Source organism: Periweissella cryptocerci (assembly GCF_004358325.1).
Taxonomy (GTDB): domain Bacteria; phylum Bacillota; class Bacilli; order Lactobacillales; family Lactobacillaceae; genus Periweissella; species Periweissella cryptocerci.
Map to the genome: position 1 here is coordinate 1,220,264 of NZ_CP037940.1, position 15,528 is coordinate 1,235,791.

Genomic DNA, 15,528 nt, shown 5'->3' on the forward strand with positions numbered 1-15,528 from the left:
ATGCAAAAAAAGAGGTTCGGCACAAGTGCCAAACCTCTTTCCCAATTCGAATTTGTTAAGAATATTAACGCTTTGAGAATTGTGATGCCTTACGGGCCTTTTTAAGACCTGGCTTCTTACGTTCCTTGATACGTGAGTCACGAGTCAAGAGACCCGCACGCTTCAACGCACCACGGAAGTCAGGATCAACTGTAAGCAATGCACGGGCAATACCGTGACGAGTTGCGCCAGCTTGACCTGAGAAACCACCACCATTAACGTTAACAAGAACGTCATAGTTACCTGAAGTTTCAGTTACTGCAAAAGGTTGCAATACTACTTCACGTAAGTTAGCGAATGGGATGTAATCAGTAATATCTTTACCATTCATAGTGATCTTACCAGTACCGGGTACCAAACGTACACGAGCAACTGAGTTTTTACGACGACCAGTACCGCTGTATTGAACTGTAGCCATTTCCATTCTCCTCCTTAGATTAAGTTAGTAATATCCAAAACTTCTGGGTTTTGTGCTTCGTGCTTGTGGTTCGCGTCAGCATAAACGTGAAGCTTCAAACCTTGCTTACGTCCCAAAGAACCCTTTGGTAACATACCGTGAACAGATAATTCAAGTAACTTTTCAGGGTTGTTAGTACGTAATTCGCCGGCTTGACGTGACTTAAGACCACCAGGGTGATTTGAGTGGTGGTAGTAGATCTTGTCAGTAGCTTTCTTACCAGTCAACTTAACTGCTGAGGCGTTGATGATGATAACGTTATCACCAGTATCAACGTTAGGTGTGAAAGTAGGCTTGTTCTTACCGCGTAAAATTGAAGCAACAACTGATGAAAGACGACCTAATGAAATATCAGTAGCGTCGACGATGTACCATTTGCGTTCGATTTCGCCTGGTTTTGCCATAAATGTAGTGCGCATGGGAAAATCCTCCGTTTTTGTCTGTTTACAATCAAAATTTTTTAAAAATCTTACCGGGACTTTTTTAAATGTGGATGGTAAACAATACCGTTGTCTACTATACTGTCATACCGGCTTAAAGTCAATGATTTTCCCTCAAAAGATTGCATGAAATTTGCGAATCGTTTTAATATTTCGGGATTTGTTTTTAGAACTAGATCTGCTAATTTTTAGATATTAACTTTGCTCTTCATTATCACTCATAATTTCAAAAAGAATTGGGTAGTCATCAACACGGCCACCAAGGTATGAACGAACGCCCACCTCATCAGTTCGATCTTCGACAATCAAGACGCCTTCTTGAGTCACCCAACTTAGTAAAGTGGTGTCTTCTTTGATTTTCATGTGATAAATTTGGCCTTCCACGGTATCATCAAAGTCCATCAACCCGTGCGATTCTTCGCCTTCATCTTGACCAATTTTAATAAATTGTTCGCCATCCCAGATAATCCAAAAACCGGCGCGCATGTGCTTGAGGTAGTGGCTTTTCATATGATACTTAAATTCACTTTGCAACGTGATATTGGTGACAATTTCGGCATCGTGATACTTAGTACCAGTGGTTTGGTGGATATTAATTAGTTCCAACTTTTTCAAATCAACCACGATTGACCAAACTGTTTGTCCAGCGCCTTGCTTCAAAGTTCGGACTAATTGAATTTGGCCTTTTTGGGGTGCGTAGGTTACGACTAATTGATCTCCATCCCCATATAACAAGGTCGAATCACCGGCCTGGATTGTGGCTTGTATTAATTGCTCACGCCGCCCAGTCCGTAACTGGATTCCGTCATCATTAAATAATAACTGAAAACCGACGTCACCATCGAACAGATAGAACATTTCTGTAATTGTCTTATGAAGCAACGTTTTTTTGAGCTTGAATGCCACAATTGAACCATCGCCTAACATAATTAAGCGATTATCATCATTTTGGGTGAACTGCCATGGAAATTCTATCGCTACCCGCATTTGCCCAGTCGCTTCATCAATATACGTTTCTGGGCTTCCCGCTGGAACACCTGAGTAATAATCAATACCGTCAATATTATTACGTACAATGTCAAACGTTACGGGTAATATTGCTCGCTGATTACTGTCATTTGTGCCACTGATAATCCACTGTTTTTGATGATTATATTGGTTAGTGACTAGCGCTGCCGTTAATTCAGCGCTGGGCACATTGATAGTTTCCAACTCACCACTTTCCGTTGTGACCATAAACATCATCTCTTGATAGTGGGCTTCATTTTGCAAGTATGCGACTAATAAATCACTATTGCTGGGTGTGTCATCGGCAAACAAGTACTCGCCTTCAATCATGTCGGTTGTACTAACAATGTATTTTGCGCCGCGTAAGCTTTCAGGAATGCTCGTCAAGCTCGCTTGATCGACGAGCTCAATTTCTAAATCGCTCGCTCCATCCCGTTGGATATCGGCTAATGTTTGCATCGTACCATCTGCTTGGACATATCCCGTTGCAAGTGGTTGATCTGCGCCTATGTAATAGTAGTTGTTTGCCATTAATTTAACTCCTGTCCCGGTAAAAAAATAAAAAATAGACTGATGTTATATTACCACCAATCTAGATAAAATGTTGTGTTTACATGCAAATTTTATACTGATGCCACTTAAACTGGGGTACCTCGGCAATGCCACCAACTATTTTAGTTTCATTATTTCTAAAAATCGAGCATACTCGCTCGCAATTCCGGTTTGCTTAGCAACTTGAATCGCCGCAACAGCTGCCTCTGCGCTAGCAAATCCGACCGTATAATTACTCGTTTTCATCTGAATAATTCCGTTTAGAAAAGCGGTCTTAATGTTATGTTCCCATGTCATCTCAGGTGCGATGTGTTGCAACCCTCGTAACAATTTACGTGCTTGAGCGTATTTTTCTGCACGGACTTGATTAGTAATAATGTTAAGCATTGCTTCAATCCCTAATTTAACATGCTCGTTTAACCGTTGCCCACTCGCTAAGTGTGCGAGTACTTCACCGCCAAACGCTAATTGAACTTTTTCGGGTAATACCCGCACAGTATTCGTGAATAACGTTAGTTCATATTGATTCCATGTTTGCACATCAAACAAATAATCAACCACACTCTGCGCTAATGTACTTGGAAAATGATTTGTGTTTTCCTTAGCCACTAATGCTACTTGGGCAATGATTGCCAAATGTTGGTGGTAGAGCTTGCCACCAGCGTCCCAATACGCCAGTTCTTGCTCACTAATGCGTTCTAATATACTGACATTTAATGTTGTCAATGTCGCCGCTAATTCACTAATTTTATCGACAAATGTATAAAAATAATTATTAGCTGGTATCCCCGCCAACGCTGCAAATTCGTCAAATTTAACATTGATGTGTTCGAGCAATGGTAACAGCAATTCAATCGAAATACTGGATTGACCCCGTTCAAATTTTGATAAAAATGACTCCGAGGTGACCCCTTCGGCAATTTGTGCCATCGTGAAACCTTTTTCTTGCCGTAATTCACGAAAATATGATCCATAATTTTTGAGCATAAACTAGCCCCCCTAATAGTCATATTGGAATATTTTGTAACCATGCCACGTGCTTACTATAACATAGTCGCTAACAAGAAAGGGGGACGGTTCCAACGTACTGACAATCCATACTCTAGCCATCCCCAGAATGTTAAAATTTCAACTAACATTTTGGCAGTATTTTAGCGATAAACAACTCGCATAAATTGATTGTCATCGTGCGTGGAACCAAAATCTATGGACAATGCACTTCAACTCAGGAATATCGCCAAATCATTTGCCGGTAATACCTTATTCGAAAATGTCAATTTAACTGTTACAACCGGCGAGATTGTCGCTTTAGTTGGTCCCAATGGCGTTGGTAAATCAGTTTTATTAAAAATAATTGCTGGTTTCATTGCTCCAGATAAAGGCGACCTAACAGTTTTAGACAAAGAACGGAACATTCATGCGAAGCAATTTGACGCTGAAATTGGTATTGTGATTGATAAGCCGGCTTTTAATCCGGCGAAAACTGGTTTTGATAACTTACATGACTTAGCCAGTATCAACAACATCATCACATCTGACAAAATCGCCACTGTGATGACGACCATGGGCTTAGATCGTCACAATCACACTAAAGTTAAAAATTATTCGCTTGGTATGAAAAAAAAACTGGCAATTTCACAGGCCTTCATGGAAAATCAGCGGTTAATTCTCCTCGATGAACCATTCAACGGTTTAGATGCCCAGAGTATCCTTAACTTGCGCCAACTAATGCTGGAGCTAAAAGCTGAAGGTAAAACGATTATTTTCACCAGCCACATTCAAGCTGATATTGATTTTTTGGCGGATGAAATTTATGAATTCAACAACCAAACAATTTTGAAAAAGGAGCTTCAGCATGAATAAAAAAGTAGCCGTATCAATTGCGGCAGGATTGATTGTCTTGTCATCATCAGCTTTGTCTGTTTTTGCTGGTACATCCTACGCAAAATTTAATATCACGGTTGCCCCAGTCAATGGTTCATCAAACACCTCTAACCAAACGAAATCGACTAGCGCTAAATCCGGCCGCTTGAAAATCAACTCGCTTGGAAAAGCAATCGATGTTCGTGAAGCATCTAGCTCTGCCGGTACTGGTCGCTGGATTCGGGTAAATAAAACTGGGACATTCACCCTTCCCAATGGAATCAGCAAAGGAACGAAAGCCCATGCTGGCTTAAGTACGGATGTCACAACACTAGTACATGTTCTTGTAAAAGGAAGCTTCCGAAGTAACTAGACATTTGCCATTGAAAGCACTAGAGAATATCACTCTAGCGCTTTTTTATAACTAGAAAGTAGGTTCTTAGGTATGATTTCCGAAATCAACAAATTATTAAATTTAAAAAATATCTTAATAACGATTGCCCTCATTTTGATTATGCCAGTCATCAATTTAATCATTCTCACGCCAAAGAACGCTTACACCAATTATTATCAATTTTTCTTGGATGTCACCGGTAACGTTGTCGCGTTATCCTTTCCGCTAATTATTACCGTCGTGTATGCCGTCAAGATGACCAATGAAAAGCGTAATTCCTATCTTGCGTACGTTCAAATGCGCACTGAACTGAAAAAATACTACCTCACGAAACTTAAAGTTGCGGCTTTAATTGGTTTTGGTGCGGGTTTTCTATATGTTTTCATCCCCACCATATTCACTTTGTACCTTGCACCACAAATGGGGCTCGTATACATTGATCACCTCAATCCGCAAATGACAATTTTTGAGCCATTTAATACAATTGTTAACCTCGGTAAATTTCCCTTTATTTTCATTTACTCACTGTGGCTAGGAATAAATGGGGTTGCATATTCTGTCTTGGCACAGTTACTTGTATTAAGAATTAGCAATATCTTTGTGGCCTTTTTTAGCACCACCATACTATATGTCCTCTTTGAACTCCTAACACAAGCAATCCCATTCTTAAATGCATATTCACCCATCAACACGCTATTTCCTTATAGTAGCACCGTCAATATTGCATGGTGGGTATTATTAGTACCTCTATTATTAATAATTTTATCATCAACAATTCTCAGCAGAGGTATTCTCAATGCAAAAATTGAAATATAGCCTTAGTAAGTTTCTGACCATTCGTATCCTATTACTTTTCATAATTACGTATTTGTGGGCATTTTCACTTCGTTTAGCAACAATTGCCGCTGGTGTTCCAGACTTGACTAGCACGGTATTATCAATTGGTTGGCTCCAAATTCCACAAACATTTATGTTTCTAATCTTGCCGTTAATTGTTTTTACTATTTATATCACCATTAAAAATAATTACTCGCTGTATACCTTGTTGCGCTATCAGCAACCACATAAATATCTGTGGGTATTATATAAAGGTTTTATTATTGATTTTGGCATTTACCTCACAACTATCGTGCTTGCTTTAGGCGTTGCTGGTTTGGGTTTACGTTTTGGAACTTCATGGCAGCCAAGAAGTTCTTCGGGTGATTTACAGCAACTATTTCCGACCACTTTAGCACTTCTCGGAACTATTATTTTGGCTACCCTGATTACGAGTACCTTATTATTTATTTTCTACTTTTATTTACAGGTCATAACCAATAATCTCACCCACTTAATGTACGCGCTCATTGTTTTACTTTTGTACAGCATCGTCCTAAACCGATTTGACGCAAATGTTCCTAGCCTGATTAGCCCCGTCACTTACACTCATTTTGCGAACCTTAGTGGCAAATTGCATTTACTTGGCTGGCTCGTTGGCATCGTCACTTTGTTTGCAGTCAATATCGAAGCTGGCTTCAATTATCGCAAAAACATGTTTCGCTTAATCCTCCCTGCAGGAGGATTAGCTTTGGTTTTGTATTTTGCCAATCTAACTAAACATACAGGAATCACTGCATTTTTCCGGTTAGTATTTGGCGGCGTTAATGGCACAAATTTACTCACCGTGCCGAGTTTAGCAGTATATCTGTTATTCAATTTGCCACTCGTTTTATGGCTATTTAGTCGCCTGAATAGTACTTCGCAAAACACTTATGTTCTTATGCGTATTCGGAATTTTTCACAGTATTTAGGCAAAAATTTAGTTAAACTCTGGACATTTGCTTTGATATATTGGCTACTCATAATTCTACTGGTCGGCTTTATTGGCACCAGCGTTGTACCTAGTTATGTCGCCACAATTGCATTAGGCAAAACTTTACTACTTTTCGGTTTAAGTGGCGCCGTGCAGGCAATATTGTATACGTTAATCATTCGCATAATTAGCAATGTAACGCGTTCATATCTTAACGGCTTGTTCGTTTTCTGGCTGATTTTAGCAGTGCCCTTAATCATTCACCCCAAAGCACTTAATTACTTCGCTTACATGAACAGTTTTGATCAAATCAGCCACATTTCATTTCCAGTAATTGCTGTCAAATTACTTGTTATCACAGGTGTGGTTATTACCTACTTATTACTTGAACGGCGCAAAGACCTCGCATAATAATTTGCTTGGTTACCATATCTATGAATAAACACCACTCCGTTAGCCAACTAATGGAGTGGTGTTTTACTTTGGTAATAACGCAAAAATCACATGCTTTACAACTCCAATGCAGTTCACATCCTACCAATAATAGTCATATTGGAAAGTTATTCCGACTTCATTGCTTACTAAAGTATAGTAAAAAGATAACTATCAACTTAAGGGAGACGCAGCATGATTTCAGAACTCAAAAAACTTTTAACTTGGCAGAATGCACTTGCAACTTTTTTACCACTAATCTTAATGCCGCTCATGGGCCTTTTTATTGTCACCCGCCAGGCCAGCTTTACGGATTACTATCAACTGTTCTTTCAGGTTACTAGCAACACGCCGGCATTCGCATTCCCTTTTATTTTTACGGCAATGTACGCAGCAAAAATGAATAACGAACGCAAAAATTCCTACTTAGCGTACGTTCACATCAGAATTGATTTAAAAACATATTACCGCGCTAAAATTAAAGTTGCCGCACTTGTGGGCTTACTTGCTGGTTTTCTATTTGTCGCCATTCCAGCGCTTTTCACTTTATACATCGCACCCCGCACTGGATTAATTTCCATCAATCCAATCAGCGGACCGGCACCAGCAATCGAGTATTTTAAGTCTATTATCGAGTTGGGACCACTCAAGTTTACGTTACTTTACTCACTCTGGATTGGTATCAACGGCGCCGCCTATTCAGCATTCGCCCAATTAATTGTAATCAAGGTAAAACATACTGTCCTGGCGCTTTTTGGCACTACAATTTTTTACCTGAGTCTTGAACTATTAACTAGATTAGTTGCCCCATTACGTATCTATTCGCCCATGCACACTTTATTCCCCTTTGGTACCACCGTCAGCATCCCCAACTGGGCACTATTAGTCCCACTAGCGTTGGTTATTACCATTTCTACCATCATTGGTAGTCGCATACTTAACAAGCCAGTTGAAGTTTAGAACTGTTCTGCTAGTCTTATACGCTACCACTATGTATCTGCGAATCGCTTGCAAAACCACACCGGAAACACATTCCAAGTCAAAGTGCATTTTTGACAAATTACCAATGTAAAGTCTACGCCAGCAAAAATGCTTACAGCCATCCTAGTAAGCGCGTGGCAATGCTCAAACTAACGAAGTGCCTAAGGAAACTGCTTTTTGGCGCAGCGAACACCGTGAATGGGCAGTGATTTATCACTTCGCTCAAGGGAAAGGAAATGAGGAGAGTTAGCGCTTTAGCGATTACTCTCCCAGTTCTCGCCGACTTTCTAAGACTACAGGCTTAGAAAGCTTGCTTCCATCACGGTGCAAAAAGCAGTTTCCGTGGCACGCAGTGGCAAGTACGAACAGATAACAGATAACAACGTTAAACACGTATACACAAAAGGACATCGCCTAACTCGCGATGTCCTTTTTGCTATTTATTCATAAAATACTTTTTCAAGATACAAGCCATGCGCTGGCGCCGTCAATGGTGCTTGCAAGCGATCTTTAACTTCATATAACCGCAAAATATCATGCACTGGTCGGCGACCTGAGCCAATTTCCAGTAAAACCGCTGTCATGATGCGGACTTGATTGTATAAAAATCCTTTTCCTCGAAAAATAAAGTGAATTTCATCAAGTTCGGGGTGCTCCTCTAATTGAACATCGAAAATTTCACGAACAAAGTCTTTCGATTGATTACCCGATGCCACAAAACTTGAAAAGTCGTGCATCCCAATTAAATCTGGCATCGCCGCTTTAATTAAAGCCAAATCTAAATTGAATTTGAAATTATACGTATAGAACCGTTTGAACGGATCGATGAAATCTTTGCGGGAAATCTTGTACCGATATTGTTTACCAACATTCGTGAACCGCGAGTGAAACTCTGCGTCAACCGTTTCAACTTCGATGGCCACTAAGTCGAGCGGAAACATCGAGTTCAACCCGCGCCGCACGCCTTCAGCCGGAATATTAAATGGTAAGTCAAAGTGCACGACTTGCCCCATCGCATGAACGCCAGCATCGGTCCGACCCGACCCGTAAACTTTAATTGTACCATCGAGCGTTTTGGCCATTTTATTCACAGCCGTTGTTAGGACTGATTCGACCGTTCGTTGATCCGGTTGGCGTTGAAAGCCGGCAAATTTAGTGCCATCGTACGCAATTGTAACTTTATAACGTTGCATTGTATCAAATCCCTTTCTAATTCTGTAGATTCTATGTAAAAGGAGCTGAAGCGTTTTACTTCAACTCCCATTAATCACTTTATTAAATGTTCTATTTATTCTAGCGTGGAATTGTCGTTTCTATACTCTTGTTTACGAATACCCACGTACCACGGAATATACCTTAAGCGCTAGTTGGAGCATTATACCTAACTAACGTAGTGACTGGAAATTGCTTGGCGGGCGCAGTCTTTACACCGCGACTGGGGGAATATGTGTACAGCACATATTTCCGCTGAGGATAAGATGAGGACTTTTAGGAATTTATTCCTTAGAGTCTCAGCTTATCCGAACCTCCCAAGACAGACATTCAGCCTGCAAGGCTAATCTAATCACGTTAGGATTAGATTCAGTATTTTGTGCAACAAAATGCCGGGATGTTTTGCGTTGCCGGTTCGCAGGCATAAGCACCGACTGGCTTGAACATGTGCTTCCAGCACAGTGCACCAAGTAATTTCCAGACACGAACTGGCCAAGTTTATTCAATCCCAAGCCAGACCGAATAGAGCCTAAATACCAACTGGTAAGTAGTATTTTAAACCAATCAAGACGACAACTAGTACAACATAAGCGACTACCGCCCATGTATCGCGCATGTGCCACTTGAGAATCCGGTACTTCGTGCGACCTTCGCCACCACGATAACCACGGGCTTCCATCGCATCCCCTAATTCAATCGCCCGCTTCATTGAGCTTGTGAATAATGGAATCAGCAATGGTACGACGGCCTTCATCCGTTGGAACACGTTCCCATTGGCAAAGTCGACCCCACGAGCGCGTTGGGCGTTCATGATTTTTTCGGTTTCATCCATCAAAGTTGGGACAAAACGTAATGCAATTGAAAGCATCAATGCAATTTCGTACACTGGAAATTTAACTTTTCGCAGTGGCATTAACAGATATTCGATTGCATCCGCCACGGCCAATGGTTGTGTGGTTAATGTTAAAATCGTCGACATCATGATGATGAGGACAAAACGAATGAATACGTATGCCCCGTTAACGACCCCATCGTTAGTGATGTTAATTGGTCCTAAGTGGAACCACACTACACCAGTAGTCGAAAACAACATCTGCAAAACCACAGTAAAGGAAATCAACCAAATCAATGGTTTTACCCCTTTGATGTAGACCTTCAACGGGATATTCGTTAAGTGAATCACACCAATCGTGAAAATCGCCATCACGAGATAGCCTTCCCAATTACCTGCCAAGAAAATAATCGCGATATACGCAATACTTAATAACAACTTGGCGCGGGCATCCATCCGGTGGACATATGAATCACGGGGAATATATCGCCCTAAAATTAATTTATCAATCATTAATTTTGGCCACCTTTCCCAGGAATCAATTGTTGCGCTAATTCTTTTGCTAAATCAGCCACGGTATAAGGCAATTCTGTGAAGTTAAAACCTTGTGCCACCAATTGATTGGCAAATAGCGTTGTCATTGGAACATCTAGTCGTTTTTCTTCGAGCCATGCCACATCGTGAAAGACTTCTTGGGGTGTGCCTTGCTTCACCACAGTCCCATTTTCCATCACAACAACATTATCAGCAAAATTAGCCACGTCTTCCATTTGGTGGGTGACTAACACAACTGTTAAATTACTTTTTTTATATAAATCATAGAACATCCCCATGATTTCACGCCGACCTAATGGATCAAGTCCCGCCGTTGGTTCATCCAACACTAAGATTTCAGGTTGCATCGCCAAGACCCCAGCGATGGCGACCCGGCGCATTTGACCACCCGATAGATCAAATGGTGAATTTTCCCAGAGGTGTTCAGGCAGGCCAACTAAGCGAAGTGCTTCTTCAGCCATTGTCTTCGCTTCGGCTTCGGACTTCCCAAAATTAATTGGTCCAAACATCACATCCTTAACTACGGTCTGTTCAAATAATTGATTTTCAGGAAATTGGAACACAATCCCAACATGCGACCGTAACTTGGCGAGTTCTTTTTGTGAAGTCGCGCTCGTAATCGTCATGTCATCAATAACTACAGTCCCTTCAGTTGGCTTTAATAGCCCATCGAGATGTTGGAGCATCGTTGATTTACCAGACCCGGTGTGCCCAATCACTGCGGTGAATGAACCTGTTGGAATCGTAAAATTCACATCCTTCAATGCCGAAGTTGCGAATGGTGAATTTGGTTGGTAGATAAAGTCTACTTGTTGAAACTCGATTGCCATAACCACTTAACCATCCCTTCTTCATCCAAATATTCTGCTGGTACACTCACACCCAATTGGCGGAGTTCAGCTTTCAATTGTTCGGCAAATGGTACATCCAAACCTAATTTAATTAATTCCGGTCCATTACCAAAAACTTCAGCTGGTGTGCCCTTTTCGACGATTTGACCGTCATTAATCACCAGAATATGGTCGGCACTAGCTGCTTCATCAATGTCGTGCGTAATTGACAACACCGTCAAAGCATCGCCCATCCGCGCTTTTAAATCACGAATTACTTTAATTACTTCACGCCGACCTTGTGGATCCAGCATTGAAGTTGCTTCATCTAAAATTAAAATTTCTGGCGTAACTGCGATAACACCCGCAATTGCGACCCGTTGCTTTTGACCACCCGATAAGCGCACTGGTTCGCGATCAGCAAATTCACTCATCTGTACTTCAGCCAAGGCGTCATCGACACGTTTAATCATACTTTCACGTTCAACGCCCCGATTTTCCATTCCAAAAGCGACGTCATCAGCGACGGTCGCCCCAACAAATTGGTTATCCGGATTTTGGAAAACCATCCCAACTTTTTCACGAATGTCCCATGTGTTTTCATCGTTCACTGCTAAACCAGCAACCGTCATATCGCCGGTATCCGTGACCAATAAACGGTTTAATAACTTTGCTAATGTTGATTTACCTGAACCATTATGACCAATGATTGCCACCCATTCACCAGCTTCAACACTAAAAGAAATGTCGTCTAGCGCTTTGACATCACTGCTAGGATATTGAAATGATAAATGTTGTACATCAATTATCTTGCTCACTACTCTACCCTCGTCACGACAAATTCCGTCGCTTTTCGTCTACTTACCTATAATACGTAAAATTTTATCACAAATCATGCCTGACAACTAGCGCCAATCCTTATGAGCTATCACTTATAAACTTTGACTAATACCTTCCCTATTCACATCTCTAGCTATCTTTGCTATTGTTGTCATTAATAATAGTTGTTAGTTTTATGTGTTTACGTCAAACCACCAGCGTGTCAGATCGCACTCCACACATAGAAAAAGCGGCCACAAAATTAATTTTAGGGAGTTAATGCCATTATGTTTGAAACACCAACTTACAATCGTTTGACCCCAAAGTTGTTTCTTGAATTTATTCGGATTCAAGCCAAAACCGCTAGTATGGTTCCTGTTATCACGGGAACTGCATGGGCGGCTTACTACTTTGGGCACTTTAATTTGGTAAATACCATTATGTACTTCGTCGCTCAATTGATGATCGCGATGTTTGTCACCGGCTTTAATAATGTCCAAGATTACAAACTTGCCGTTGATTTACATTATCGTGATACCTATAACATGGTCGGCGTAAATCATTTGAACCCCAAAAAACTTTATCACTTAGTTTTCTGGTTCATCGGCATTGCGGCAATCTTAGGTTTAGCCCTCGTTTTCTTGACCAACATCTTCATTATGTTTGTTGGTGGGGCTGCAATGTTAGTCAGCATTCTCTATACTTATGGTCCAATTCCATTCTCCCGTTATCCCTTAGGTGAAGTACTCTCCGGGGGCGTTGAAGGAATGGGCGCTTTCTTCATTGCGGTGTACGTTAATGTTCCAACGACTGAAACTGCCCGTTTTGTTTTGAATTGGCCAAGTTTAGACTTGAACATGCAATTTGCTAATTTATTAGCCTTTGTCTTGGCTGCATTTCCACTCTTTGCTTATGTTGGTAACATCATGTTCGCCGATAACATGTCAGACGTGGTCCAAGACGTGAAAAATAAGCGCTATACCTTGCCATACTACTTAGGACAAAAAAACGCTTTAACACTTTACGGTATCGTCGCCATTTTGCCATTTGTTACGACAATCGCCGCTGTCAGCTTACACATTTTGCCAATTTGGGACTTGATTGTAATTTTAGCTTTACCAATTGTAATCAAAAACATTAAAACGTTCCGTCGTGAACAAGTGAAAGAGACGACTTTCCTCACTGCAATTCAAAATTTGATTATCTTTCAAGCCTTGACAGTCGTCGGTTTGCTCGTTGGCATCATCTTAAAGTAGTTTGTGAAACTTTGTGATATAGTTCATTTACTTTTTGTAGGTGAAATGCTATACTTTTTCTGTTGTAAGGAAACAAGCAATTTTTATTTTATTCTTTTATTAATAATAACATTCTAAGGAGTACAACATGGCTAAGAAAAATATCGTCGTGGTTGGTGCCGGATTTGCCGGTGTCTTCGCTGCGAAACACCTTGCCAAGGGTTTAAAGAAGAATGACGATTACCAAATCATTTTGGTTGACCGTCACTCATACTTTACTTACATGACTGAATTGCACGAAGTTGCAACTAAGCGTGTGGAACCAAAGCATATTCAATATGATTTACAACACCTCTTTGGTCGTCGTAAGAACGTTTCATTGGTAACAGCTGATGTTACTAAGATCGACAAGGAAAACAAGACTATCAGTACAACTGCTGGTGAAATTTCATTTGAAAAGCTTGTTTTAACTGTCGGTGGTGAATCAAACGACTTCGGTACTCCAGGTGTTAAAGAATTTGGTCACGAAATGTGGTCAATGGAACAAGCTCTTGATCTCCGTCACCACATCGAAGCAATTGTTGCTGAAGGTGCTGGCTCACTTGACCCTAAGGTTCGTGAAGCTAAGTTGACTTTCGCCGTTGTTGGTTCAGGTTTCACTGGTGTTGAATTGATGGGTGAACTCATCGAACAACGTAAGGTTTTAGCCCAAGCTAACAAGTTGCGTGAAGACGAAATCAAGTTGGTCTTGCTTGAAGCAGCCCCAACAATCTTGAACATGTTAGATCGTCAAGGTGCTGACAAGGCCCTTGCCTACATGAAGAAGAAGGGTGTTGATGTTCGCCTCAACGCCAAGGTTACTGAAGTGCGCGAAAGTGAAGTTGTTTTCGCTGATGGCACTACTTTGCCTACTGAATCATTGGTATGGACTGCTGGTGTTAAAGCCAAGGAAACTTCATCTAAATGGGGTCTCGAAACTGGTAAGGGTGGCCGTTTCCAAGCTGACGATCACATGCGTGCCGTTGGTGAAAAGGATATCTACCTTGCCGGTGATTCAACAACTTACCAAGAACCAGCCCGTAAGGATCAACCTGGTGCTGGCTTCATTCCACAAACTGTTGAAGGTGCTGAATCAGCCGTTAACACTTTGGTTCCTAACATTGTCGCTGAAGTTAACGGCAACGAAGGTACTAAGATTTTCAAGGGTGTTTACCAAGGTTACGCCGTTTCAATCGGTACCCACTACACTGTAGCTACTTTGTATGAAAAGTACCGGATGGCTGGCTTCTTCGCCAACATCATGAAGCACATCATCAACTTGCGCTTCTTCATCCAAATCTACTCTGCATACCACATTTTCCACTACATGATGAACGAATTCTTCCGCACACCAAACGAACGTACGATGTTCTACGGTTGGACTTCACGTCTTGGAAATGTTCTCTGGTCAGTGCCATTGCGTATTTTCTACGGTGCAATGTGGCTTGTCGATGTCTGGTACAAGTTACCAGGTCACACCGACGACTGGTTCAGTAAGGACTTACGTTTGCAAACATTCACTTGGTTGCAAAAAGCGACTGAAACTTCTGGTGCTTCTGCCGGTGGTGCCGATGCTGCTGCAGCAACGGCTGCGCCAGTTGCTGACCCAACTTTCACTTTGTCATACACATTTGGTAAGACTCCAATGCCTATCTTCGATCACCTTCCAAAGTGGTACGAAGCTGTTACTAAGGTAATGATTCCTAACGAAGCTACTGCATTGTTAATGCAAAAAGTAATGACAGTTGTTGAATTGTTGTTGGCACTTGCAATCCTTGCTGGTTTGTTCACTTGGTTGGCTTCAGCTGTAACTATTGGTTTGGTTGTTGTCTTCTCACTTTCAGGCATGTTCTACTGGACTAACATGTGGATGCCATTCGCCGCTCTTGCTATCATGAACGGTTCTGGTCGTGCATTTGGTCTTGATTACTGGGCAGTGCCTTGGTTACAAAAACACTTGGGTAAGTGGTGGTATCGTGGATACGAAGCCTCAACTTATAACCAATTGGCTAAGTAATCTTTAATCACATAAAATAATCATGTAAAAG

Annotated in this window: 15 protein-coding genes; 7 read left to right on the top strand and 8 right to left on the bottom strand. The window is 41.3% G+C overall.

The annotated features are described in order from the left end of the window. Nucleotides 1-64: 64 nt before the first annotated feature. The 4 genes from rpsI to EQG49_RS05565 form a co-directional block, all read right to left on the bottom strand. Entirely contained in the window at nucleotides 65-457 is a 393-nt protein-coding gene (rpsI, locus tag EQG49_RS05550; RefSeq protein WP_133363039.1) for a 30S ribosomal protein S9, read from the bottom strand. A gap of 14 nt (nucleotides 458-471) precedes the next feature. After that, entirely contained in the window at nucleotides 472-915 is a 444-nt protein-coding gene (gene rplM, locus EQG49_RS05555; protein ID WP_133363040.1) for a 50S ribosomal protein L13, read from the bottom strand. 216 nt (nucleotides 916-1,131) lie between these two features. After that, complete coding sequence (locus EQG49_RS05560) at nucleotides 1,132-2,475, bottom strand: hypothetical protein (RefSeq protein WP_133363041.1); 1,344 nt, start codon at nucleotides 2,473-2,475, stop codon at nucleotides 1,132-1,134. Nucleotides 2,476-2,613: 138 nt separating this feature from the next. Then, a complete protein-coding gene (locus tag EQG49_RS05565) occupies nucleotides 2,614-3,483 on the bottom strand; it encodes a helix-turn-helix domain-containing protein (RefSeq protein WP_133363042.1) in 870 nt (289 codons plus the stop codon). Nucleotides 3,484-3,702: 219 nt separating this feature from the next. Here EQG49_RS05565 and EQG49_RS05570 point away from each other — a divergent pair, with 219 nt between their 5' ends. The 5 genes from EQG49_RS05570 (at nucleotide 3,703) to EQG49_RS05590 (ending at nucleotide 7,937) form a co-directional block, all read left to right on the top strand. Next, on the top strand, nucleotides 3,703-4,359 hold the full coding sequence (locus tag EQG49_RS05570) for an ABC transporter ATP-binding protein (protein ID WP_133363043.1): 657 nt from the start codon (nucleotides 3,703-3,705) through the stop codon (nucleotides 4,357-4,359). Further along, nucleotides 4,352-4,732, top strand: a complete 381-nt coding sequence (locus tag EQG49_RS05575) for a hypothetical protein (protein WP_133363044.1) — start codon at nucleotides 4,352-4,354, stop codon at nucleotides 4,730-4,732. Before EQG49_RS05570 ends, EQG49_RS05575 begins: the two co-directional genes overlap by 8 nt. A gap of 72 nt (nucleotides 4,733-4,804) precedes the next feature. Then, the gene (locus EQG49_RS05580; protein WP_133363045.1) at nucleotides 4,805-5,569 is read left to right on the top strand and encodes a hypothetical protein; all 765 of its coding nucleotides are present in this window, start codon (nucleotides 4,805-4,807) and stop codon (nucleotides 5,567-5,569) included. After that, complete coding sequence (locus EQG49_RS05585) at nucleotides 5,550-6,956, top strand: hypothetical protein (RefSeq protein WP_133363046.1); 1,407 nt, start codon at nucleotides 5,550-5,552, stop codon at nucleotides 6,954-6,956. The genes EQG49_RS05580 and EQG49_RS05585 overlap by 20 nt, the downstream gene beginning before the upstream one ends. Nucleotides 6,957-7,172: 216 nt before the next feature. After that, nucleotides 7,173-7,937: a hypothetical protein gene (locus EQG49_RS05590; RefSeq protein ID WP_133363047.1), complete on the top strand. Its 765-nt coding sequence runs from the start codon at nucleotides 7,173-7,175 to the stop codon at nucleotides 7,935-7,937. Between the two features lie 461 nt (nucleotides 7,938-8,398). Here the strand turns inward: EQG49_RS05590 and truA are convergent, their stop codons facing one another. From truA to EQG49_RS05610, 4 genes are all read right to left on the bottom strand, one after another. Beyond that, nucleotides 8,399-9,151, bottom strand: coding sequence for a tRNA pseudouridine(38-40) synthase TruA (gene truA, locus EQG49_RS05595; protein ID WP_133363048.1), 753 nt, complete (start codon nucleotides 9,149-9,151; stop codon nucleotides 8,399-8,401). Nucleotides 9,152-9,699: 548 nt separating this feature from the next. Beyond that, complete coding sequence (locus EQG49_RS05600) at nucleotides 9,700-10,515, bottom strand: energy-coupling factor transporter transmembrane component T family protein (protein ID WP_133363049.1); 816 nt, start codon at nucleotides 10,513-10,515, stop codon at nucleotides 9,700-9,702. Then, the gene (locus tag EQG49_RS05605) at nucleotides 10,515-11,387 is read right to left on the bottom strand and encodes an energy-coupling factor ABC transporter ATP-binding protein (protein ID WP_133363050.1); all 873 of its coding nucleotides are present in this window, start codon (nucleotides 11,385-11,387) and stop codon (nucleotides 10,515-10,517) included. Before EQG49_RS05605 ends, EQG49_RS05600 begins: the two co-directional genes overlap by 1 nt. Next, nucleotides 11,363-12,205 carry an energy-coupling factor ABC transporter ATP-binding protein gene (locus EQG49_RS05610; RefSeq protein WP_133363051.1) on the bottom strand — a complete coding sequence of 281 codons (843 nt, stop codon included), beginning with the start codon at nucleotides 12,203-12,205 and terminating at the stop codon, nucleotides 11,363-11,365. Before EQG49_RS05610 ends, EQG49_RS05605 begins: the two co-directional genes overlap by 25 nt. Before the next feature lie 288 nt (nucleotides 12,206-12,493). Between EQG49_RS05610 and EQG49_RS05615 the strand changes: the two genes are divergently transcribed. Together EQG49_RS05615 and EQG49_RS05620 are read left to right on the top strand one after the other, a co-directional pair. Beyond that, entirely contained in the window at nucleotides 12,494-13,462 is a 969-nt protein-coding gene (locus tag EQG49_RS05615) for a UbiA family prenyltransferase (protein ID WP_133363052.1), read from the top strand. A gap of 127 nt (nucleotides 13,463-13,589) precedes the next feature. Then, nucleotides 13,590-15,497: an NAD(P)/FAD-dependent oxidoreductase gene (locus EQG49_RS05620; protein ID WP_133363053.1), complete on the top strand. Its 1,908-nt coding sequence runs from the start codon at nucleotides 13,590-13,592 to the stop codon at nucleotides 15,495-15,497. Nucleotides 15,498-15,528: the final 31 nt, after the last annotated feature.